This window comes from Williamsia sp. CHRR-6, from assembly GCF_018474015.1.
Lineage (GTDB): Bacteria > Actinomycetota > Actinomycetes > Mycobacteriales > Mycobacteriaceae > Williamsia_A.
Window position 1 is genome coordinate 518,519 of sequence record NZ_JAHCSG010000001.1, and the last position, 19,961, is coordinate 538,479.

Below are 19,961 nucleotides of genomic sequence, written 5' to 3' on the forward strand. Positions count from 1 at the left end.
TTCGTTGCTCCAGAGTCGATGGGTCAGCGTGCGGTGGACGGTGCGGCTGCGGTGGGCTCAAAGACACCCTCGAGATGCCACACCCCGGTGAACCCGTTGAACGGGCCGCCGACGATGGCGCTGGTCCATTCCAGGGTGTACTCGCGCGTCTTGGCGTCGTAGGTGCCGGTGGCCGAGGGACCCGATCCCGGCGTCGCCTTGTCCTGTCCGAACCACCTCTGCGACACCCAATCCCACGCCCGGGTGGCCTGCGCGGCCACCGGGACCTCCGGCCCCTTGGCCGGTGCGACCTTGGGTGCGCCCTGGTTGAACTCCTGGTTGTTCCATGACGCCGCCCACGCGGTGACGTTGGCGGTCAGCTTGCCGCCGGACACGGTGACCGTCGGTGCGACGACGGCGTTGCGGGTCTGCGGGTCCACCGGGTTGGTGGACGCACCGAAGTCGACACCGAAGAACCGGGTCGGCTTCATGATTGCGCCCGCGAGGGAATTGCCGTTGTCGAAACCGGGTTTCGGCTCGGACTGGAACGCGCCCGACCGCAGCCCCCCGTCGGTTCCGGGCGCGAGCAGTGTGATGGTGCCGCCGTTGACCGGCGAGTCACCGTTGGGCATGTACGGGCCGGCCTCGACGGTGCCGCCAGGCTGGACCATCTTGAACCACGATCCGGTCACCTCGCTGCCCTTGGTCGCGCCCGCCTGCAGGCGAAACAATCCCACCAGCGGGCCAGACGCCGACGGGGTCGACTCCGATGAGCCGCAGGCCGTGAGCAGGCCTGCGGCCAGCAGCAGTCCGACGCCTGCGGCCACCGCGGTGCGCCGGGCACGATCGACTCGGCGTGACATGTTGTGCAACTTCATCATTCCCCTCGTGTTCCCGCCGACGCAGCGCGACGTCGAGACGTGACCACGTCCCATACACCCACGCCGGCAACCAGCAGGCTGATGGCGCCGAGGCCACCGAGGGCCCACGGCAGTGCTTCAAACGCCCCGAATCCCACAGCGCGCGTTCGTTTCTCCAGATCGGCGACCCCGTCGAAGTTCGCCACGTTGTCGTTCATCACCCCGACCAAGCCGGCGAAGTCCGACGACATCGGCTGCCACCGGGCGCTCAGCCGTTCGACCGTCGCGAGATCAGAACGATCGATGCGCGAGCCGGGTGCGTCCACGCGCGAGCGGAGGTCGCCGAGGTAACGGCTGTCGATCTCGCCGACCGCGCCCACCATCACCACGAAATAGCCCTGCACCTCACGCACCTTCTGCGTGGTGAGAACAGGTGAGAACCGGTCGACCAACGGCCCGGCCGCACTCGCATTCGCCGCCATCGGCGTGATCACCGGAACCACGGCGAGTACTCCGGCAGTGACCACCGCGAGCAGCGCGGCTCCGATCGGTCGGCGCCTGTTGTGCGCTCGCCAGAAGCCCCAGATGCCCGCACCCAGCAGCAGCAGACCGGTGCCGAGCGGGATGAACGGCACCCAACTCAACGGCTGCAGCCGCTGCAGCCGGTCGTAATCGCCACGCGCTGAATCGATCTGCTTGAGCAGATCGGTCATGTCGGCGTCGATCGCGGGATACCGCTGCGCGAAGGTGGCCAGCTGCGGGTACTGCCCCGGGCTGATGTCGGCGGCCGCATCGATGCGCACCGTCGCCGATCGCACCGACTCGAGCAGACGAAGGTCGTCGTCGAAGCTGCGCAACGTCGACGGCGACATGTAGGGAGCGAAGTCGGAGATCATCGCGTCGCCCTGCGCTGCGGGATAGAACATGGCCCCGGCCACGGGGATGGCGGAGATCACCAACCCCATCACCGCCAGCACGGCCCATGGCCACCGTCGGTGCCGGTGTGACGACGGCCCCGGCGTGAGGCCGACTGAGCCGGAGTCGGCACTCGATTCGGAGTACCGCGGCAGCGTCGCCCTGCCCGAGTACGTGGACAGCCCCGATCCGGCGGAGACCGGATCAGGAGTGGTGGTCATTCGCTACGCCGCCGACGCACGAGGCGATCGGCGTTGGTCAACAACGCCGTCGCGATGGCGGTCACCGCCACCAACACCGGCAGCAGCCAGCGCGGATGGTCGTCGGTGACCTCGATGGTCTGGGCGGCCAGTCGCGGGTCACTCGTGGTCGCATTCGACTGGGCTGCGGCTGCATTCGCCGGCCCAGCCGCGTTCGGGGCCGACGCCTCGCGTGCCGGGGCATTCGGGGCCGGGGCGTTCGGGGCCGACGCCTCGCGTGCCGGGGCGTTGGGGGCCGGGGCATTCGGGGCCGGGGCGGCAGGTGCGGCCGGCGCCGCACCGAGTCCACTGCCGCGGTAGGTACCCGACAGGTGCCACAGCCCGGTGAAGTTGTTGAACGGGCCGCCGACGATCTGGCTGGTCCACTCGATCACGTACGCCCCGGTGGCGCGGTTGATGGTGCCTCGCACCGGGGTGGTCTTGCCCGGCAGTCCACCGCCGGGCTTGGGCGCCCCCTGGTTGAACACCTGACGGTTCCAGGTGACACCGAAGCTGCTGAGGTCGCCGGTGATGGTGGTCCCGTCGACCCGTAGCTGCGGGGACGCTGCGGCCTGGCCAGTCTGCGGATCGGTGCTGTTGGTGGAGGTGGCGAACCCGACGCCGTAGAACTTCACCGGCCGAGTGACGCTACCGGCCACCGCGTTGCCCGAACCATCGAACGGCTGCGCAGGCTGCGGCTGGAACGATCCGCTGCTCAGACCACCGGAGCTGCCGCCGGCCAGCGGCGTCACCGTCTTGTCGCTGCAGGTGGAGTCGCTGTTGGCCAAGAACGGACCCGACGTGGTGCCCGCGGGCAGGATCATCCGGAAGAACGACCCGGTGACCGCCGCACCCGAGCACACCCCGGCGTCGATGGAGAACAGGCCGTTCAGCGGCGCCGGAGCAGCGCAAGCACTGCCTGCGAACGGGACCGACAGGGCGACCAGCGCCGCCGATCCGACGATCGCAGCCCGGCCACGAGCGCCGCCGACGGGGCGGTCACCGGTGCGCAGCGCGCGTAGGAGATGCGTTTTCATGGCGTCGATCAACTCCAGACAGCTGGGCGCGAAGGATCTCGCGCTGGACAAACCACAGCGACGCTATGGATGCGTCCGCCTGAACAGAAGGCTTCGGCGCAGCGTGCGCCGAATGGCCCACCTCACACCCCGCTACGGTTGTTGGTCCGCTGGGAGCGAAAAAAGCGGCCGCCACCACGGCAGAACCGGATTCGACAGCCTCAGCGCCGGTACCGTGGTCGGCATGAATGACCTGCCGTTTGGTTTCAGCTCGTCCAGCGATGACGACCCGAACAAGAAGGATCCCGACAAGAAGGACCGGTCGTCGGACTCGTCTGGTCCCAACGATCCGTTCGGCCTCGGGGCCATGGGCACGGGAGGCTTCGACCCCAACGCGTTGGGTCAGATGCTCTCGCAGTTGGGCTCGATGATCAGCGGCATGGGCGCAGGTGTCGGCTCGGGGGGCGGCGGCCCGGTCAACTATCAGGTGGCCACCTCGTTGGCGCGCAACCAGATAGGCGACTTCACCCCGATCGACGACAACCAGCGCACTGCGGTCGCCGATGCGGTGCGGCTGGTGGAAGTCTGGTTGGACGGCGCCACCACCCTGCCTGCGGGCGTCACCACCACCACGGCGTGGACACCGGTGCAGTGGCTGGAGGAGACCCTGCCCACCTGGAAGACGATGTGCGACCCGGTGGCCAAGCAGATCTCCGGCACCCTGAGCAAGGGTCTACCGGCCGAGGCCGCAGCGCTGGCCGGCCCCATGATGGGGATGATGACCCAGATGGGCAGCATGGCGTTCGGTAGCCAACTGGGCCAAGGCCTGGGCCAGCTGGCCAAAGAGGTGCTCACCTCCACCGACGTCGGGATCCCACTGGCCCCCACCGGGACCGCGGTGTTGCTGCCCGAGGCGATCGCGGCGTTCTCCGACGGGCTCGAGCAGCCTGCGCAGGAGATCATCGTGTTCCTCGCCGCACGCGAAGCCGCCCACGTCCGGTTGTTCGCTCACGTCCCGTGGCTGCGGCAACGCCTGCTGTCCACGGTCGAGGAGTACGCCAATGGGATCTCGGTCGACTTCTCCGGCATCCAGGAGGCCGCCGCGGGTATCGACCCGATGCAGCTGCTGTCGGATCCGTCGAAGATCGAGGAGCTGATGGCCAGCGGAGCCTCGTTCGAACCCACGACGACCCCCGAGCAGCAGGCGGCACTGAATCGCCTCGAGACGCTGCTGGCGCTGATCGAGGGCTGGGTGGAACACGTTGTGGCCCATGCACTCTCTGATCGAATCCCCAGTGCACCGGCCTTGGCGGAGACCATGCGCCGGCGTCGGGCCACCGGCGGACCCGCCGAGCAGACCTTTGCCACCCTGGTCGGTCTGGAGCTACGACCGCGCAAGCTGCGTGAGGCCGCCGACCTGTGGGAGCGGCTGTTGACCGCCGGCGACAGCGCATCGCGGGACGCAGTGTGGGCGCACCCGGACCTGATGCCCGATGGCGAGGATCTCGATGCCCCGGCCGCGTTCGTCGACCGCGTCATCAGCGGCGGTGAGACCGGCCAGTTCGACGACCCCATCGCGGAGCTGGAGAAGACCATCGCCGCCGAAAAAGATGCCGCCCGGAAGAATGTCGCCGAGAAGAATGTCGCCGAGAACGATGGCACCGCCCACGAATCGGCCACCGGTACAGCCGCCACGGGTGACTCGTCGGATGCATCGTCTACCGACTCCGAGGACTCCACCGACGGGTCGACCGACGAACCCGACCCGCCCACCGGGGACCGCTGAGCAACGCTGAGGCGAACAATCTGTCGCGCCGCCCATCGGCCCTGCTCACAGGCGTCTGGGCCTGTGGACAACCTGCTTTGGCGCACTGATCACAGCCGCGACGGGCGGTACATCTGGTCCCCATGACCAGTTCTTCGCGCCGCCGGCCCGTTCTGCGTTCGGGTGTGGCGATCGTGCATCGCGGTGGCGGCCGCATCCAGGTGGGATGCGATCCCGAACGCGGTCTCGTCATCGCGCTGCCCACGCGGGTGCGCGCCGACGAGTTCGTCTCGTTCCTCGGCCTGCTCGCCGACTCGACCAGCCCCCGACACGTGGAGCGACAGGCCCGAGCGATCGGTCTCGACGACGCCGAGGTGGACTCGCTGATCGACCGGCTGTCGACCGTGGACGGACTCACCGCAGCGAGTCCCTCCGCGCGGATGCGAATCCGGGTCCACGGCAACGGACCGTTGGCGCACCGCATCACCCCGATGCTGCGTGAGCTAGGCATGGCGGTCACCGGTTCGGTACAGCGTCCCCGCTGCGGACCGGGGCCCCGACCTACCCCCTTGGAATCGTGGACCGAGGAGTTGGTGGTGCTCACCGATGTGCTGGCTCATGATCCGTCGGTCATTTCCGGGTTGATGCGACGCAAGATCCCCCACCTGCCGGCCGCCATCCGCGACGACGTCGCACTGATCGGGCCGCTGGTGCTGCCGGGGCGCAGCACGTGTCTGCGATGCATCGACCATCACCGCTGCGATCGCGACCCCGGCTGGGCCGCGGTGTCGGGACAACTGGTCGGCCATCTTGGCCACGGCACCCCTGCTGCTGTGAACGTCACCGCCGCACTGGTTCTCGAACAGGTCGAGCAGATCGCCCACGGCCTGGCCGACGCGGCCACGCGCCCGGCCCCACAGACCATCGACCGCACGCTGGAGTTCCGATCGCGTCCTGCGCGACTTCGGACCCGACAGTGGACGCCGCACCCGCTGTGCGGCTGCGGCGACGAGCGGTGAACTACCCTGGAGCCGAGGAAGGGACATCGCCGATGGCTGACATCACCGAGGGACGCGGACGCCGCAACGCCAAACTGGCGACACTCCCGCTGGGCATGGCCGGGCGCGCCGCCAAGGGATTCGGCAAACGTCTCGCCGGTGGTGACAGGGAAGAGATCAACGCCGAGTTCATGGAGAAAGCGGCCGAGCAACTCTTCGCCGTTCTCGGTGAACTCAAGGGCGGCGCGATGAAGGTCGGGCAGGCCATGTCGGTGATGGAAGCCGCGATCCCCGAGGAGTTCGGCGAACCCTTCCGGGAGGCCCTGACCAAACTGCAGGCCGAGGCACCACCCCTGCCGGCGAAAAAGGTCCATCAGGTCCTCGACACCCAACTCGGCACAGCGTGGCGGGAGCGGTTTTCGGAGTTCTCCGACACCCCTGCCGCGTCGGCCAGCATCGGGCAGGTGCACCGCGGTGTCTGGAAAGACGGGCGCGAGGTGGCGGTCAAGATCCAGTACCCCGGCGCCGACCACGCCCTGCGCGCCGACCTCAAGACCTTGTCGCGCATGTCCAGCCTGCTGCAACGCATGTCGCCGGGCACCGACGTGCGGTCGTTGATGGACGAGCTGATCGCACGGACCGAAGACGAGTTGGATTACCAGGGCGAGGCCGCCAACCAGCGGGCCTTCGCCGCCGAGTACGACGGCGACCCCGACTTCGTCATTCCGAAGATCGTGGCGAGCGCACCGAAAGTCGTTGTCAGCGAGTGGATCACGGGCCGACCCTTGTCACAGGTGATCAGCAACGGCACCAAGGCCGAACGTGATTCGGCCGCTGAAAAACTCGCGATCTTCGAGGTGAGCGCCCCGTATCGGGTGGGCCTGCTGCACGGCGATCCACATCCGGGCAACTTCCAGGTCCTCGACGACGGGCGGCTGGCGGTGTTCGACTTCGGCGCCGTGGGCATCTACCCCGACGGCCTGCCCGCCGCGACCGGGCCCATCTTGCGGCTGGCCCGCGACCGGGACTACCCGGCCCTCGTGGACGCCATGATCGACGCCGAGTTCATCCTGGAGCGCAACCGAGATCGAGTGGCTCCCGAGGACATCGAGAGTTACCTACGCACCTACGTCGACCCGTTGATGAGCGAACGGTTCCACTTCACCCGAAAGTGGTTGCAGAAAGCGGCCGGTCGGGCCACCGACATCAAGGGCGACGTGTACAAGACGTCACGGCTGCTCAACGTGCCCGCCGAATACGTGATGGTGTTCCGGGTGCTGGGTGGGTGCGTGGGAATCGCGGCCCAGCTCGACGCCGAGGCCCCCTACCGCGGGATCATCGAGCGGTGGGTCCCCGGCTTCGTCGAGAACTGACCAGTTCGTCGCGCGCACATACGAAACGCCGCCCGCGCCGGATCGGCTCGGGCGGCGTTGCCGTTCCCATGGGCTCGGGTCCCGTGATGGCCGGACCCAATGGTGGTGGTGGACAGTACTTCTCGTGGTCGTCGCTGATCATGCGGCGACGGGGTGCTTACGTGGGCGTCCGCGGGGACGCTTGCGGGCGATGATCACACCCTGATCGAAGATTTCGCCACCCCATACGCCCCACGGCTCGCCGCGTTCCAGTGCGGCGGCCAGACAGGCTGCGCGCAGCGGACATTGAGCGCACAGGGTCTTGGCCGCTTCAAGGTCCGCAGGGCTCTCGGCGAACCACAGGTCCGGGTCAGCCACTCGGCACGGAAGTGTCCGGTCGCGGCTGGCGCGGGCGCAGAAGTCATCCGATACGGGGGTGTCGGTGGGCGTACATCGGTCGTCGATCTGGTCGGTCAGCTTTGTGGCCGGCGCGGTCATGTCAAGTCCTCCACTACAGATGGGTCGGGTTGGTGTGTTTGCGACCCGGGTCTGCGCTGCGAGGATGCTGGTCTCACACAACAGGCCACGGGTTTCGCGTGTGCGATTCGCCGTGGCCTCGTGTGTTCTCGTGGCTGGGACTCAGCCGGTGAGAGGAAGCGGTACGGGAATCGCGGAGCGGGAGCGGTGGGCGGGCAAGCTTGCGGCGATGGCCGATGCCGGGAATCCGGCACCTGCGGTCCACGCCGACGCCTGAGCACCCCGCGCGTACGCCGAGAATGCGCCCATGGGGAGCAGGCCGGCACGCTCACGCACGACTGCGACGCCGGTGGTGGCGTTCGCACTGCGGGTGGTGAAGATTGCGTTGTTCATCGGTCTGCTCCTTCCTTGACTCGAAATCCGCTACGTGAGGATCGAGTTCGACCCATCTCGTACTGACTGGGCAAAGCGTACGAGATCGTTCGCAGATCGCACAACCCATTTTTGACCTGGGTTTTTCCCGACCGCGGCGAGGGATCTCCGCCGCGCTGACGTCGCCACCTCAGTCGGAGGTAGCGGCGACAAGCCCGAGGACCATCTCCCCGTACTGGTCGAGCTTCTTGGGACCGATGCCGGGGATGGCCACCAGCGCAGCGACGTCGGCAGGACGCTGTTCGGCGATGGCGATCAAGGTGTTGTCGGAGAAGATGACGAACGCGGGTACCTTCTGCTCGCGCGCCTGTTCACTGCGCCACTCCTTGAGCGCGAGGAACAGATCCTCATCGAGGTTGCTCGGGCAACTCTCGCACCGCCCCAGCAGCGACGCTGTCTTGCCCAACAACTGTTTTCCGCACACCCGGCACTGTGGCCGTGCGCGGTTGCGCACCGGTTGGGCGATGCGTGAGGCCGGCGAGTCGTCGGGCACCAGACCTATGAGGAATCGAGATCGCCTGCGGCCCTTACGTCCGCCCGCCGCCCGAGCCAACGCCCACGAGATGTGCAGGTGTTCGCGAGCGCGGGTGATGCCGACGTAGAACAGGCGTCGTTCCTCCTCGACCTCCTCCTCGGAACCGTTGATGGCCTGGTTGATCGGAAGCGACCCGTCGGTCACCCCGACGAGGAACACCGCATCCCACTCCAGTCCCTTGGCCGCGTGCAAGGACGACAGCGTGACGCCCTGCACGGTCGGCGGATGACGCGCCTGCGCCCGCATCTCCAACTCGGCCGACAGCGCACCCAACGTCAGATCAGGGGTGTCGGCCAGCAGGTCTTCGGTCAGGGTCACCAACGCGCGCAACGACTCCCACCGTTGTCGGGCCTGGGTACCGGCAGGCGCCTCGTCCGACAGACCCAACGGCACCAGGATCGCGGTCACGATCATCGACAGGTCCCCGTCGGCGGGCAGGTCATCACGGGCGGCGGCCTGGGCGATCGATCGGGTGGCCTGACGGATCTCGGTGCGCTGGAAGAACGCTTCCCCGCCACGCACCTGATACGCGATACCGGCCGCGGTCAGCGCGTCCTCGTGGACCTGAGCCTGAGCGTTGACGCGGTAGAGGATGGCGATCTCGGATGCCGGAACACCTTGGGTGAGAAGCTTTTTGATCTCCTTGGTGACGGCGACGGCCTCACTGGGTTCGTCGTCGAACTCGGCGAACACCGGCTCGGGCCCTGGTGGCCGTTGCCCGATGAGCGCCAGCCGCGTCCCGGCCACCCGGCCGCGGGCCGCTCCGATCGCACGGTTGGCCAGTCCCACCACCTGTGGCGTGGAGCGGTAATCGCGTTCCAGGCGCACCATCTCGGCGTCGGGAAACCGCCGGGTGAAGTCCAGCAGGTACTTCGGGCTGGCGCCGGTGAAGGTGTAGATGGTCTGGTTGGCGTCGCCCACCACGGTCAGGTCGTCGCGCGCGCCCAGCCACGCGTCCAGCAGTCCCTGCTGCGCCGGGGTGACATCCTGGTACTCGTCGACGACAAAGCAGCGGTAGCGGTCGCGGAACTCCTCGGCGAGGGCGTCGTTGTCCCGCAGGATGGCCGTGGTCATCAGCAGCAGGTCGTCGAAGTCGAGCAGTCGGTCGCCGTCGCGGGAGATCTTCGCCTCCTCGTACGCGGCGTAGACCGCCGCGACCTTGGCCGGGGGCTGCGGGGTCTCGCGTCGCCGTGCCGCCACCGCGGTCACGTAGTCCTCGTGACCGATCAGCGACGCCTTGGCCCATTCGATCTCCGAGGCCAAGTCGCGCAGGGTCTCGGTGGAGGTGTCCAGGCCGGCCCGACGCGCGGCACGCGAGACCACGGGGAACTTGTTGTCCAACAGCTCCCACCGGGTGTCGCCGATGGCCTGGGGCCAGAAATAGCGGAGCTGACGCCTGGCCGCAGCGTGAAACGTCATCGCCTGCACGGTGTTACCGGATTCGGCCAGACCCAGCGACCGCAGCCGCCCACGCATCTCGCCCGCCGCCCGTGCGGTGAAGGTGACGGCGAGCACCTGACTGCCGCGCACGTGCCCCTCGGAGACCAGGTGGGCGATGCGCCGGGTGATGGTGCGGGTCTTGCCGGTACCCGCGCCGGCCAGCACACACACCGGCCCGCGTGGCGCGAGGACTGCGGCCTGTTGTTCGGGATCGAGGCCCTCGAGCGTGCGCATGGACTCCAGTATCGCAACGCCGTGTGACACCGCGCCGACGTGGGAACATTTCTGGTGTCTGACGGTGTTGGCCCTGCCATGAGCACTGACACCGCCCTGACCATGTACACCACCTCATGGTGTGGCTTCTGCGCGCGACTCAAGACCGGCCTGCGTAGTGAGGGCATCGAGTGGAACGAGATCGACATCGAGGCCGATCCATCGGCCGCTGAGTTCGTCGGCAGCGTCAACAACGGCAATCACGTGGTCCCGACAGTGCGCTACGCCGACGGCACCACCGCCACCAATCCCTCCGTCGGCGACGTGAAGGCAAAGCTCGGTCTCTGAGGCAGCCCGGTCACGGCGTGGGGGTCAGGGGCAGTGGTACGCCCACGCCGCGATCAGCTGGCGGGCGATCGAGATCGACCCCGGCAGCAACAGCCGCGGGCCGTCCGGGTCGTCCTCGGCGGGTGACTGGCCGCGCAACCACTCCGAACCAGCCTCCAGCGCTTCTCGAATCTCAGCGCGGGAGAACCAGATGGCCTCGACGATCTCACCGTCGATGAAATGCAGCGGCTGGTCGCGATCGGCCCGGGCCTCGAACCCCATCATCAACGACCGCGGGAACGGCCACGGCTGACTGCCCAGGTATCGCGGATTGCTGACGTCGAGCCCGGTTTCCTCGTGTAACTCGCGGATTACACACTGCTCCAACGACTCTCCCGGCTCCACGAATCCGGCGAAGGTGGAGAACCACCGCGCAGGCCAGCCCGACTGCCGACCGAGCAACGCGTGGTCGGCGCCGTCGTGGACGATCGTGATGATCGCGGCATCGGTGCGCGGGAACTCTTCGGCCCCGGTGACCACGTTCTTGCGGGTCCACCCAGCCCGCGCAGGCTCGGTGGGGTGCCCGTCGACCGGCGAGAACTGAGCGGCGTCATGCCAGTTCAGCACCCCCAACGCGGTGCCCACCAAGCCCGCCTCGTCGCCGTCTAGCCCACCGGCCCCGACCCGTGCGTCGACGCTCGACCCGTCGATGGTCGCCACCCGGATCGCCCAGCGGTGCACCCCCTCGTGGATGCCGAGGAACACCGCGTGCGGCGGGATCTCGTCGGCGATGTCGCTGCTCGGTCGCCACTTCAGCCGGTCGCCGTCGACCTCGAACCGGCCGAGGGCATCGAACTCGACCACCTGCGCGCTGGGCCAGTGCGCCGCCAAGGTGTCGGTGTCGTCGCGAAGCTCATCAGCTCGGGCGACCGTGGAACGCGACAGCAGGGGAGGTTCGGGGAACTCGAAGGTGGCCACGCGACGAGCTTAATGACCGACGACGACGATCGTGCCGTCGGCGCTGGGCCGATGTCAGGGTCGATCAGGCGGGGCCCTTGCGCACGTAGAGCAGCCGATCGCCCGATTCGATGGCGTCCACCTCTTTGTCGTCGACGCGGTAGAGCACCCCGCCGCGTGCGACACCGAGAACGATGTCGACGAGGTGGCGCGGGGAAGCACCGAGTTCCTCGGGCTCCACGTCGCGTTCAGCGATGGCGTATCCGGCGTCCGGGGTGAGCAGATCCTCGATCACCTCCACCACGGCAGGGGTCGAGGTGGCCAGCCCCAGCAGACGCCCGGCGGTCTCCGACGACACCACCACCGAATCCGCACCCGACTGTCGGATGAGGTGGGTGTTCTCGGCCTCCCGAATCGAGGCGACGATCTTGGCCTTCGGTGCCAGCTCGCGTGCGGTCAGGGTGGCCAGCACCGCAGTGTCGTCGCGGTTGGCCGCGATGATGATCGCTGCGGCGTGTTGCACCCCCGCCAGCCGCAGGACATCGGATTTGGTGGCGTTGCCGCGCACCGTCACCAACCCCTGCGCTGCGGCGCTCTCCAGCACCGCCGAGTCCACGTCCACGACCACGACCTCGGCCGGCTTCACCCCGTCACCGAGCATCGCCTTGACTGCCGTCTTGCCCTTGGTGCCGTATCCGATGACCACAGTGTGTTTACGCACTTTGCTCCTCCAACGCTGGATCTTGAATGCCTGGCGGGACCGCTCGGTGAGCACCTCGAGGGTGGTCCCGACCAACACGATCAAGAACATCACCCGCAGCGGCGTGATCACCACGACGTTGATCAGCCTCGCCTCCGGGGTGATGGGGGTGATGTCGCCGTAGCCCGTGGTCGACAGCGAGACGGTGGCGTAATAGAAGCAATCCAGGAACGACAGCGGATTCTCCTGGGCGTCGCGGTACCCGTCGCGGTCGAGGTAGACCACCAGCACCGCCGCCAGCAGCGCCGCCATCGCAGCGAACACGCGTTTGGAGATCGCGCGCACCGGACTGGTCTGCATCTCCGGGATCCGCAGCACGCCGACGAGGGCGTGATCAGGTTTGGTGGAGAGATCGTCGGGTCGCAACCGCCGACGCAGTGGTCCAGTCATCACCGCGCAGCGTATACAAGGCGTAAAGATCGACGCACGGTAAGGCAGAGTGGGGGCCATGGCATCTGCACTGATCTCCACGCTCTCCCAGCGACTCGGCACCGGCACCACCCGGCCCGCCCGGATCATGGGTGGTGCACTGATCGGGATGGGCATCCTGCATCTCGCGGTGCCCGCGCCGTTCGACGCGCAGATCCCCGCCGAGATCCCCGGTGATCCGCGCGCCCTCACCTACGCCTCCGGGGTGGCCGAAGCGGCCATCGGGGCCGGATTGTTGGTGCCGGCCACTCGCCGGGCATCCGCACTGAGTGCCGTTGCGCTCTTCGTGGCCGTCTACCCGGCCAACATCAACATGTGTCGGCTGTACTGGCACCAACCGGTGCTGCGCGCGATCACGCTGCTGCGGCTACCCCTACAGATCCCGATGATCACCACTGCGCTGCGCATCTACCGCAACGCCTAGACATCTCGGCTCGCATCGCCACCGGTGGCGATGTCGAGCAGGCGTGCGAGCTGATCGCGGCCGGGAAGCGGCGAGGGCTCGACCGTGGCCCCGTCCCTCACATAGTGAAACGCCGCGCGAACCTTCTCCAGCGGCAGACCGCTGAGCTCGGCCCACGCGATTCGATAGGCCGCCAACTGCACGGTGACCGAATGATGATGCGCCGCAGCCGGTTGCGCGCCGGTCTTCCAGTCGACCACGATGGCACCGCCGTCGGGCTCGGCGAACACCGCGTCCATCCGGCCACGGATCACCGTCGACCCGATCACCGTCTCGAACGGGACCTCCACCTCGATGGGGCTGCGGCTGGCCCACGCGGAGGCCAGGAACGCCTCGCGCAACACGGCGAGGTCGCCGTCGACGTCGGCGCCCTCGTCCGCAGCACCCGGCAACTCGTCCATGTCCAACAGTCGGGTGGCCCCGAACTGCCGTTCCACCCAGGCGTGAAACGCTGTTCCCCGCCGCGCCAACGGATTGGGTTTGAACGGCATCGGTCGCCGCAGCCGTCGGGCGAACGCCCCCTCGTCCTTGTCGAGCTCGACCAAGTCGCTCACCGACAGGTGCTGCGGTAAAGCCACTTCCAGATCAATCGAATGTTCACCAGCCCGCTCGGCCAACAGGGCGTCCACCTCAGCGCGCCACTGCGCCACCTCGTCCGACTCGTGCGGCGACGACGATTCCGACACCTCGAACAGGGACGGCTGGCCACGCTTGCGCATCACCTCGAGCACCCGATCGGCACCGGCACGCACCTGAGCGCGCCTGGTCCCCAACGGATCCGGCGGCCAGATCGCCGAGATCACCCTCTCCGACATCGGATTGGCCGCGTCGTCGACCGGCGTCGGCTCCCAATGCGCAACCGTCAACCCGGCGGCCAGCTCGGGATCGGTGCCGGGATCGGCCAGCATGTCCTCGACGATCGCGTGCAGCTCGGTCATGAACATCGAGGGACCCTTCGGGCGCACACCCCCCGCAGCCCAGTGATGCGCCGAGACCAGCAGGGCGCGTTTGGTTCTCGTCAGCGCGACGTAAAGCAGGCGCCGATCTTCCTCCAGCTTGCGCCGGCGCAGCGCCTCTTTGTGTTCGTCGACAAGGGCGGACAGCTCCTTGCGATCGCCGGCGCCGGTCGGATCGAAGCGGGGGAAGCCTTCGCCGTCGACGTCGGCGAGGTCGCCGCGCAGCTCGGCGGGCAACTCCGCGGCGCTGCCCAGCCAGGTGCTGTCGGACTTTCCGCCGGGAAAGATGTTGGTGGACACGTGCGGGAGCACCACCATGTCCCACTCCAAACCCTTGGCCGCGTGCACGGTGAGGATCTGGACCCGGGCCTCAGCGATCTCCACCTTGCCCGGGGTCAACCCCTTCTCGATGGTGGCCGCCGACTCGAGAAACGCCAACAGCCCCGGCAACGACGGCGCCGACCGTTCGGCGTATTCGGCCACGTACTCAGCGAATGCATCGAGGTGCTCGCGCCCGGTGGTGTCGCCGCGCATCCGACGCGCTCGGATCTGCGCTTCGATCCCCACGCCCAGTACCTCTTCGACGTCGGCCACCAACTCGGTCAGCGGCTGACCGACCCGACGGCGCAGCCCGTCGAGCTGACTCGCGAACTCCTTGATCCGACGCAATCCCTCAGTGCTGTAACGATTCTCATCACCCGGATCGGCGATGGCATCGCCCAGCCCCGCGACGTCGGCAACCTCTGAGGGCACCGCCGCATCCAACGCGGCGTCGAGAGCCTCCGGGGTGGTGACGGTTCCGGAGACGGCATCGAACTCGACGACAGCGAGCGCCCGGGCCCGGCGCCACAATGCGTCGAGGTCGGCCGCCCCCAGCTGCCATCGCGCCCCGGTCAGCAACCGCATGGCCGCGGTTCCGGCCATCGGGTCGACCATCAAGCGCAGCATCGCCACCACGTCGACCACCTCGGGCACGTGCAGCAGCCCACCGATCCCGACCACCTCGACCGGGATGCCTCGAGCCTCCAGCTCAGCCGCCAACGGTGCGGAATCCTCGTTGCGGCGTACCAGGATCGCCACGGTGGGTGGCGTCTGCCCGGCCTGCTCGGCGGCGCGGTACTCGTCGGAGATCTGCTCGGCACACCAGTGTCGCTCGGCGTCGATGGTGTCGAAGAGACCGAGCTCCACCGTTCCCACCGGGGCATCTGATCGCGCGCGCAGCACACTCACCGGCACCCCGACCGCCCGTAGCTCCTCGGAGGCCGTGTTGGCCAGTTCCAGTGCGGTGCGCGGGTTGCGCCAGCTAGTCAGCAGTTCCATCCGGGCCGCGGGGGTACCGTCGGCACACCGGAAGTCGTCGGCGAACCGGGGCAGATTGGCGGCCGAGGCACCGCGCCAGCCGTAGATCGACTGGATCGGGTCGCCGACAGCGGTGACCGCCACCGCAGGTGCGTCGGGCCGGGGCACGCCACCGAACAGCGTGGACAGCAGCACCCGCTGGGAGTGACCGGTGTCCTGATACTCGTCGAGGAGCACTGCTCGGATGCCGGCCCGCTCCCCCGCCGCCACCTCGGGATGATCACGAACGAGCCGCGCCGCCAACGACATCTGGCTGCCGAAGTCGAGCACATTCTGTTCCCGCATGGTGCGGGCGAGCCGACTGACCAGCGGCAACAGCCTGCGGCGTTCGACGATCACGTGCTGGAGCTTGCGCAGCTCACCCGATGGTTCTGCGCGTTGCCCTCTGGCGCGGGGCAGGGTGTCGACGAGGTCGTGCAGCGTCTGCCCGGCGGCGGCGATGTCGTCGATGTCGACGAGGTGTTCGGCAGCCTCGGAGTACAGCGAGAGCACCGCTTCGGTCACCCCCGATGGCGTCTTGGTCACCTCCAGGTCCTCGTCCCAGGCGGCCACCACCCCGAACGCCAACTGCCACAACTCGGTTTCCGACAGCAGTGTCGACGACGGCTCGACCGGCAGCAGCAGGCCATAGTCGGCGATCAGCCGACCGGCATAGGCGTGATACGTGCTCACCTCGGGGTCGGCGCTGCGCAACAGCAACCGCAGCGATCCGTCCGGGTCCCAATGGGTCATCGCTGCCGACGACGCCAGCATCGCCAAGCGGCGCCGGATACGAACGGCCAACTCGGCCGCAGCCTTTCGAGTGAAGGTCAGACCGATCACCTGATCGGGGCTGACGAGTCGGTTGGCCACCAGCCACACCACCCGGGCGGCCATCGTCTCGGTCTTGCCCGCCCCCGCACCGGCCACCACCAGCACCGGATCCATCGGCGCCTCGATCACCGCCACCTGCTCGGCGGTGGGGGCCGGCAGATCCAGCGCCGCCGACAGCGCAATGGCCGAGATCCGCCGATCTGCCGCGCCGAGTTCGCGGTCAGTCATCGGCCACCGACCGTCCCCGCGTCTGCGCCGGGCACGAGGTGTGCAACGGACAGTAGGAACAACTCGGGTTGCGCGTCGCCTCGAAGCGGGGGCCTACCGCAGCACGGGCGGCCGCCCGCACGATGTCGGTCCATTCGTCGATCTGCTCGGGAGTCAGCGGGTCCTGGCTTCGCACAGTGGCGCCGGTGGTCCGCGACGGCGCAGCCACGTAGACCAACTGCGCACCACCGGTGTCCACCGGGCCCAGGGTGGGTTCACCGCCGAGGGTGAGCGCGAGTTGGTAGGTGGCCAGCTGCGGATGCACCTGCGCATCGGCAGCAGGAATGGCCGACTTGGCGGTCTTGACGTCCACCACGACCGGTCGACCCGCCGCGTCGCGCTCCAACCGGTCGATGCGGCCACGCAACCGCACCGGGATGTCGCCGGATTCCGGATCATTCTGCGCTGCAACCGGATCGGCAGGAACGATGACGTCCACCTCCACTTCCACCCCGATCTCGGTCAACTCGTCACGGGTGCGGCGCAACCAGTCCGAGAAGGTGGTCAGCATGGCCTCGGTGCGCTCGAGTTCATGCGCGGAGTACCAATCGGCCCCGAGGTCGACCTGCTCCCACACTCGGCGCAGCGACTCGGTCACCTCGGCCGGCGGGATCTGCCCGGCCACCGCCTGCACCATCGTGTGCACCAGGGTCCCGGCCACCGCCGGCGCCGCGTCCCCGTCGCGGCCGCCGGCGCGCTCGAGCATCCAACGCAATGAGCAGCGTGACAACGACTCCACTCCCGACGGCGACAGGACAAGCGGTCCGCGGTCTGGATTCCACAGCGCGACATCAGTGCTGGGACCGGACAAGCCGTACCACTGGGCCGGATGCGCCCCCTCCACCGCAGCGTCGGCCAAGCGGGCCAGCAGTTCCGCGGCGGCGGCCACCGTGGGCTTGTCCGACGCCGGATCGCACACCGCGGCCCGTAGCGTGGCGGTCAGAGACGGCAGCGACAGCACCCGTTTGATGGCCGGCTGCACCGGCAGCTCGACATCGCCCAGCTCCCGCTCCTCACAGTCGACATCGGGGTCACTGTCAAAGGAATCCGATTGCAGCAGAGCCAGTTCGGAGACGAATCGCGAGGGTGCACTGTCGCCGCTGCCGTCATCGACGGCGGTGACCAACAGCGCTCGGCGGGCCCGCGTGCACGCGACCAGGAACAGTCGGCGCTCCTCGGCCAGCGCCACCGCGCCGCGCGACACGGTGTCCAGTGCATCGGCCGACATGCCGTCGAGGAGGTCGACCAGGGCCGGCGTCGACAAGATGCTCCCGCGGCTACGCAACGACGGCCACAGGCCGTCGACCACCCCAGCAACCGCCACCACGTCCCACTCACGGCCCGCCGCCGAGTGCGCCGAGAGCACCGTCACCGCGTCGGAATCGGCTGTGACACGGCGGGTCTCGGTGGGGATCTGCAACTTCTCGATGTGTTCGACGAAACCGACCACGGTGGCCGCGGGCAGGTTGTCGGTGAAACTGGCTGCGGCGTCGAACAGCGCGACGACCGCGTCGAGGTCCCGGTCGGCCTGATCGGCCCCCGCGCCGCCACGCAAAGCCACTGCAGCCCAACGGCGTTCGAGGCGAGTGGCCTGCCAGGCAGACCACAGCACGTCCTCCACACCACCGCCGCGCTGCACACTGGCGCGCACCGCGGCGATGACGTCGAGCACACGGACCAGGGGCAGGCTTTCGGGGTCGGTGAGCCCGGCCACCACCTCCGACGCCGGGCGCGGGTCGGCGAGCATGGCCGCGATCACCTCGCCCGAATCACGGGGCATCACACCCGTGGCCGCGCGCGCCGCCTCGACGCGACGTACTCCGCGTCGCAGACGTCGAATCGCGGTGGGGTCGGCTGCACCGATGGGACCGGCGAGCAACTCGAACGCCGAATCCGGGTCGATCGGCTCCTCGGCCGCGCGTAACGCCCCCAGCAGGGCGCGCACGGCACGCTGTCGATGCAACGGCAGCTCGGTGGCCGAGGTGGTCACCGGCACCCCCGCCGACCGCAGCGCCCGGCGCAACGGCGTCAGGGCCCGGGGCACCGACCGCACGATGACCGCCATCTGCGACCACGGCACCGCGTCGAACAGGTGCGCGCGACGCATCATGTCGGCGATCGCGGTGGCTTCCTTGGCCGCCGAGGAATGCACCTGCACGCCGAGCCCCGACCCACGCACAGGGTCAGGGCCGGCCGGACGTGATGCGGTGCGACGACCACCGGGCAGTCGCGCCGCGATCGTGGTGCCGACCGCGGTGATCGCCGCGCCAGAGCGGAAGTTGTCGGTCAACCGGATGTCGCGCGCCGAGCCGGGCTCGGCCAGCGAATCGAGGAATCGCGAACTGGCGCCGCGGAATCCGTAGATCGCCTGATCCGGATCACCGGCGATGACCACTGATTGCGCGCCGGTGCCGATCAGTCTGATGAGAGCTGCGGCGTGCGGGTCGAGGTGCTGGGCGTCGTCGACCAGCAGGTGTCGGATACGCGCGCGCTCGCGGTTGCAGAGCACCTCGTCGGTGGACAGGGCGGTGAGCGCTGACCCGATCAGTTCGGCGGCGTCGACGGCTGGGGCACTGGCGTGCGGCGACTCGACCCCGACTGCACCGCGCAGCAGGGTGGTCTGTTCGTACTGCCGGTAGGCCTGTCCGGCCGCAACCCACTCGGGTCGATTGTGCTTGCGCCCCAGAGCGATCAGACCTTCTGGACCAACCCCGCGCTCGGCCGAACGCAACATGAGGTCGCGCAGGGCCTGGGCGAATCCGTCGGTCGGCAGCGCCGGGCGCAGATGCGCAGGCCAGTAGCCTGCGCCGTCGTCGATGTCACCGGCCAACAGTTCGCGGATGACCGCGTCCTGCTCGGAGCCGGTGATCAGTCGCGGGGGCGGGTTGCCCAGCGCCGCCGCCTGCAGTCGCAACACGGCGAAGGCATACGAGTGCACCGTACGCACCAACGGCTCACGGGTGGCCAGTGGGCGGTCAGCTCGATATGCCTGTGCCACGCCGAGGACTCGGGCACTGATCTGCTCACGCAACGCCGCAGCCGCGCGGCGGTTCGCGGCTAGGACCATCACCGACTCGGCAGCGGCGGATGGGTCGGTGAGCCGTGCCACCGCGATGTCGACCAACAGTGCGGTCTTGCCGGTACCCGGCCCACCCGACACGCGATGCGGAGCCCACCCCGCCGGTGTCTCCACCGGGCCGTCGACCAGCGCCTGCACCGGCTGCGGCCAGACTCGGGGCGGCGGCGAGTTCCCAGGCGCAGCCACCAGACGCGCGCGGACCTCGCTGCGCCGACGACCGTCGCGCTCGGGCCGGTCTGGCAACGACACGATGAGAACTCCTCGGCATCTGGACGGGTGGGGCAGTCTCGGATGTGCAGATCAGATCATCTGACCCTGACAGTCCTACCG

The 19,961-nt window shown here is 68.6% G+C and carries 15 protein-coding genes; 5 read left to right on the forward strand and 10 right to left on the reverse strand.

The genetic code is table 11. The annotated features are described in order from the left end of the window. Positions 1 to 23: 23 nt before the first annotated feature. From KIK15_RS02445 to KIK15_RS02455, 3 genes are read right to left on the reverse strand one after another with little or no spacing between them, the layout of a single operon-like run. Positions 24 to 857 carry a hypothetical protein gene (locus tag KIK15_RS02445; protein WP_374222801.1) on the reverse strand — a complete coding sequence of 278 codons (834 nt, stop codon included), beginning with the start codon at positions 855 to 857 and terminating at the stop codon, positions 24 to 26. Next, positions 857 to 1,975 carry a hypothetical protein gene (locus tag KIK15_RS02450; RefSeq protein WP_214242545.1) on the reverse strand — a complete coding sequence of 373 codons (1,119 nt, stop codon included), beginning with the start codon at positions 1,973 to 1,975 and terminating at the stop codon, positions 857 to 859. Before KIK15_RS02450 ends, KIK15_RS02445 begins: the two co-directional genes overlap by 1 nt. Next, positions 1,972 to 3,030: a hypothetical protein gene (locus KIK15_RS02455; RefSeq protein WP_250323904.1), complete on the reverse strand. Its 1,059-nt coding sequence runs from the start codon at positions 3,028 to 3,030 to the stop codon at positions 1,972 to 1,974. The genes KIK15_RS02450 and KIK15_RS02455 overlap by 4 nt, the downstream gene beginning before the upstream one ends. Before the next feature lie 223 nt (positions 3,031 to 3,253). Here KIK15_RS02455 and KIK15_RS02460 point away from each other — a divergent pair, with 223 nt between their 5' ends. From KIK15_RS02460 to KIK15_RS02470, 3 genes are all read left to right on the forward strand, one after another. Beyond that, entirely contained in the window at positions 3,254 to 4,795 is a 1,542-nt protein-coding gene (locus KIK15_RS02460) for a zinc-dependent metalloprotease (protein ID WP_214242546.1), read from the forward strand. Positions 4,796 to 4,917: 122 nt separating this feature from the next. Further along, the gene (locus KIK15_RS02465; protein ID WP_214242547.1) at positions 4,918 to 5,793 is read left to right on the forward strand and encodes a hypothetical protein; all 876 of its coding nucleotides are present in this window, start codon (positions 4,918 to 4,920) and stop codon (positions 5,791 to 5,793) included. Between the two features lie 32 nt (positions 5,794 to 5,825). Continuing rightward, on the forward strand, positions 5,826 to 7,145 hold the full coding sequence (locus KIK15_RS02470) for an AarF/ABC1/UbiB kinase family protein (protein ID WP_214242548.1): 1,320 nt from the start codon (positions 5,826 to 5,828) through the stop codon (positions 7,143 to 7,145). A 138-nt stretch (positions 7,146 to 7,283) separates the two neighbouring features. On the opposite strand, the gene KIK15_RS02475 is transcribed toward KIK15_RS02470, so the two are convergent. From KIK15_RS02475 to KIK15_RS02485, 3 genes are all read right to left on the reverse strand, one after another. Further along, complete coding sequence (locus tag KIK15_RS02475) at positions 7,284 to 7,622, reverse strand: WhiB family transcriptional regulator (protein WP_214242549.1); 339 nt, start codon at positions 7,620 to 7,622, stop codon at positions 7,284 to 7,286. 141 nt (positions 7,623 to 7,763) lie between these two features. Further along, positions 7,764 to 7,994: a hypothetical protein gene (locus KIK15_RS02480; RefSeq protein WP_214242550.1), complete on the reverse strand. Its 231-nt coding sequence runs from the start codon at positions 7,992 to 7,994 to the stop codon at positions 7,764 to 7,766. A gap of 169 nt (positions 7,995 to 8,163) precedes the next feature. Then, positions 8,164 to 10,242 carry an ATP-dependent DNA helicase UvrD2 gene (locus KIK15_RS02485; protein WP_214242551.1) on the reverse strand — a complete coding sequence of 693 codons (2,079 nt, stop codon included), beginning with the start codon at positions 10,240 to 10,242 and terminating at the stop codon, positions 8,164 to 8,166. Positions 10,243 to 10,320: 78 nt separating this feature from the next. Between KIK15_RS02485 and KIK15_RS02490 the strand changes: the two genes are divergently transcribed. Continuing rightward, a complete protein-coding gene (locus KIK15_RS02490; RefSeq protein WP_214242552.1) occupies positions 10,321 to 10,569 on the forward strand; it encodes a mycoredoxin in 249 nt (82 codons plus the stop codon). A gap of 24 nt (positions 10,570 to 10,593) precedes the next feature. On the opposite strand, the gene nudC is transcribed toward KIK15_RS02490, so the two are convergent. Together nudC and KIK15_RS02500 are read right to left on the reverse strand one after the other, a co-directional pair. Next, positions 10,594 to 11,526, reverse strand: coding sequence for an NAD(+) diphosphatase (gene nudC / locus KIK15_RS02495; RefSeq protein WP_214242553.1), 933 nt, complete (start codon positions 11,524 to 11,526; stop codon positions 10,594 to 10,596). 64 nt (positions 11,527 to 11,590) lie between these two features. After that, entirely contained in the window at positions 11,591 to 12,655 is a 1,065-nt protein-coding gene (locus KIK15_RS02500; protein ID WP_214242554.1) for a TrkA family potassium uptake protein, read from the reverse strand. 58 nt (positions 12,656 to 12,713) lie between these two features. Between KIK15_RS02500 and KIK15_RS02505 the strand changes: the two genes are divergently transcribed. Continuing rightward, a complete protein-coding gene (locus KIK15_RS02505; protein WP_214242555.1) occupies positions 12,714 to 13,118 on the forward strand; it encodes a hypothetical protein in 405 nt (134 codons plus the stop codon). On the opposite strand, the gene KIK15_RS02510 is transcribed toward KIK15_RS02505, so the two are convergent. Together KIK15_RS02510 and KIK15_RS02515 are read right to left on the reverse strand one after the other, a co-directional pair. Further along, a complete protein-coding gene (locus KIK15_RS02510) occupies positions 13,115 to 16,513 on the reverse strand; it encodes an ATP-dependent DNA helicase (protein WP_214242556.1) in 3,399 nt (1,132 codons plus the stop codon). The two genes, KIK15_RS02505 and KIK15_RS02510, sit on opposite strands and share 4 nt — an antisense overlap. Further along, positions 16,506 to 19,880, reverse strand: coding sequence for an ATP-dependent DNA helicase (locus tag KIK15_RS02515; protein ID WP_307851703.1), 3,375 nt, complete (start codon positions 19,878 to 19,880; stop codon positions 16,506 to 16,508). The genes KIK15_RS02510 and KIK15_RS02515 overlap by 8 nt, the downstream gene beginning before the upstream one ends. Positions 19,881 to 19,961 lie beyond the last annotated feature (81 nt).

What these genes read in the sequence shown, in the direction of transcription:
- KIK15_RS02505 (WP_214242555.1), top strand. Translation starts at nt 12,714, where the DNA reads ATGGCATCTGCACTGATCTCCACGCTCTCCCAGCGACTCGGCACCGGC.
- KIK15_RS02500 (WP_214242554.1), bottom strand. Translation starts at nt 12,655, where the DNA reads ATGACTGGACCACTGCGTCGGCGGTTGCGACCCGACGATCTCTCCACC.
- KIK15_RS02510 (WP_214242556.1), bottom strand. Translation starts at nt 16,513, where the DNA reads ATGACTGACCGCGAACTCGGCGCGGCAGATCGGCGGATCTCGGCCATT.
- KIK15_RS02475 (WP_214242549.1), bottom strand. Translation starts at nt 7,622, where the DNA reads ATGACCGCGCCGGCCACAAAGCTGACCGACCAGATCGACGACCGATGT.
- KIK15_RS02485 (WP_214242551.1), bottom strand. Translation starts at nt 10,242, where the DNA reads ATGCGCACGCTCGAGGGCCTCGATCCCGAACAACAGGCCGCAGTCCTC.
- KIK15_RS02450 (WP_214242545.1), bottom strand. Translation starts at nt 1,975, where the DNA reads ATGACCACCACTCCTGATCCGGTCTCCGCCGGATCGGGGCTGTCCACG.
- KIK15_RS02465 (WP_214242547.1), top strand. Translation starts at nt 4,918, where the DNA reads ATGACCAGTTCTTCGCGCCGCCGGCCCGTTCTGCGTTCGGGTGTGGCG.
- KIK15_RS02470 (WP_214242548.1), top strand. Translation starts at nt 5,826, where the DNA reads ATGGCTGACATCACCGAGGGACGCGGACGCCGCAACGCCAAACTGGCG.
- KIK15_RS02490 (WP_214242552.1), top strand. Translation starts at nt 10,321, where the DNA reads ATGAGCACTGACACCGCCCTGACCATGTACACCACCTCATGGTGTGGC.
- KIK15_RS02480 (WP_214242550.1), bottom strand. Translation starts at nt 7,994, where the DNA reads ATGAACAACGCAATCTTCACCACCCGCAGTGCGAACGCCACCACCGGC.
- KIK15_RS02455 (WP_250323904.1), bottom strand. Translation starts at nt 3,030, where the DNA reads ATGAAAACGCATCTCCTACGCGCGCTGCGCACCGGTGACCGCCCCGTC.
- KIK15_RS02460 (WP_214242546.1), top strand. Translation starts at nt 3,254, where the DNA reads ATGAATGACCTGCCGTTTGGTTTCAGCTCGTCCAGCGATGACGACCCG.
- KIK15_RS02445 (WP_374222801.1), bottom strand. Translation starts at nt 857, where the DNA reads ATGAAGTTGCACAACATGTCACGCCGAGTCGATCGTGCCCGGCGCACC.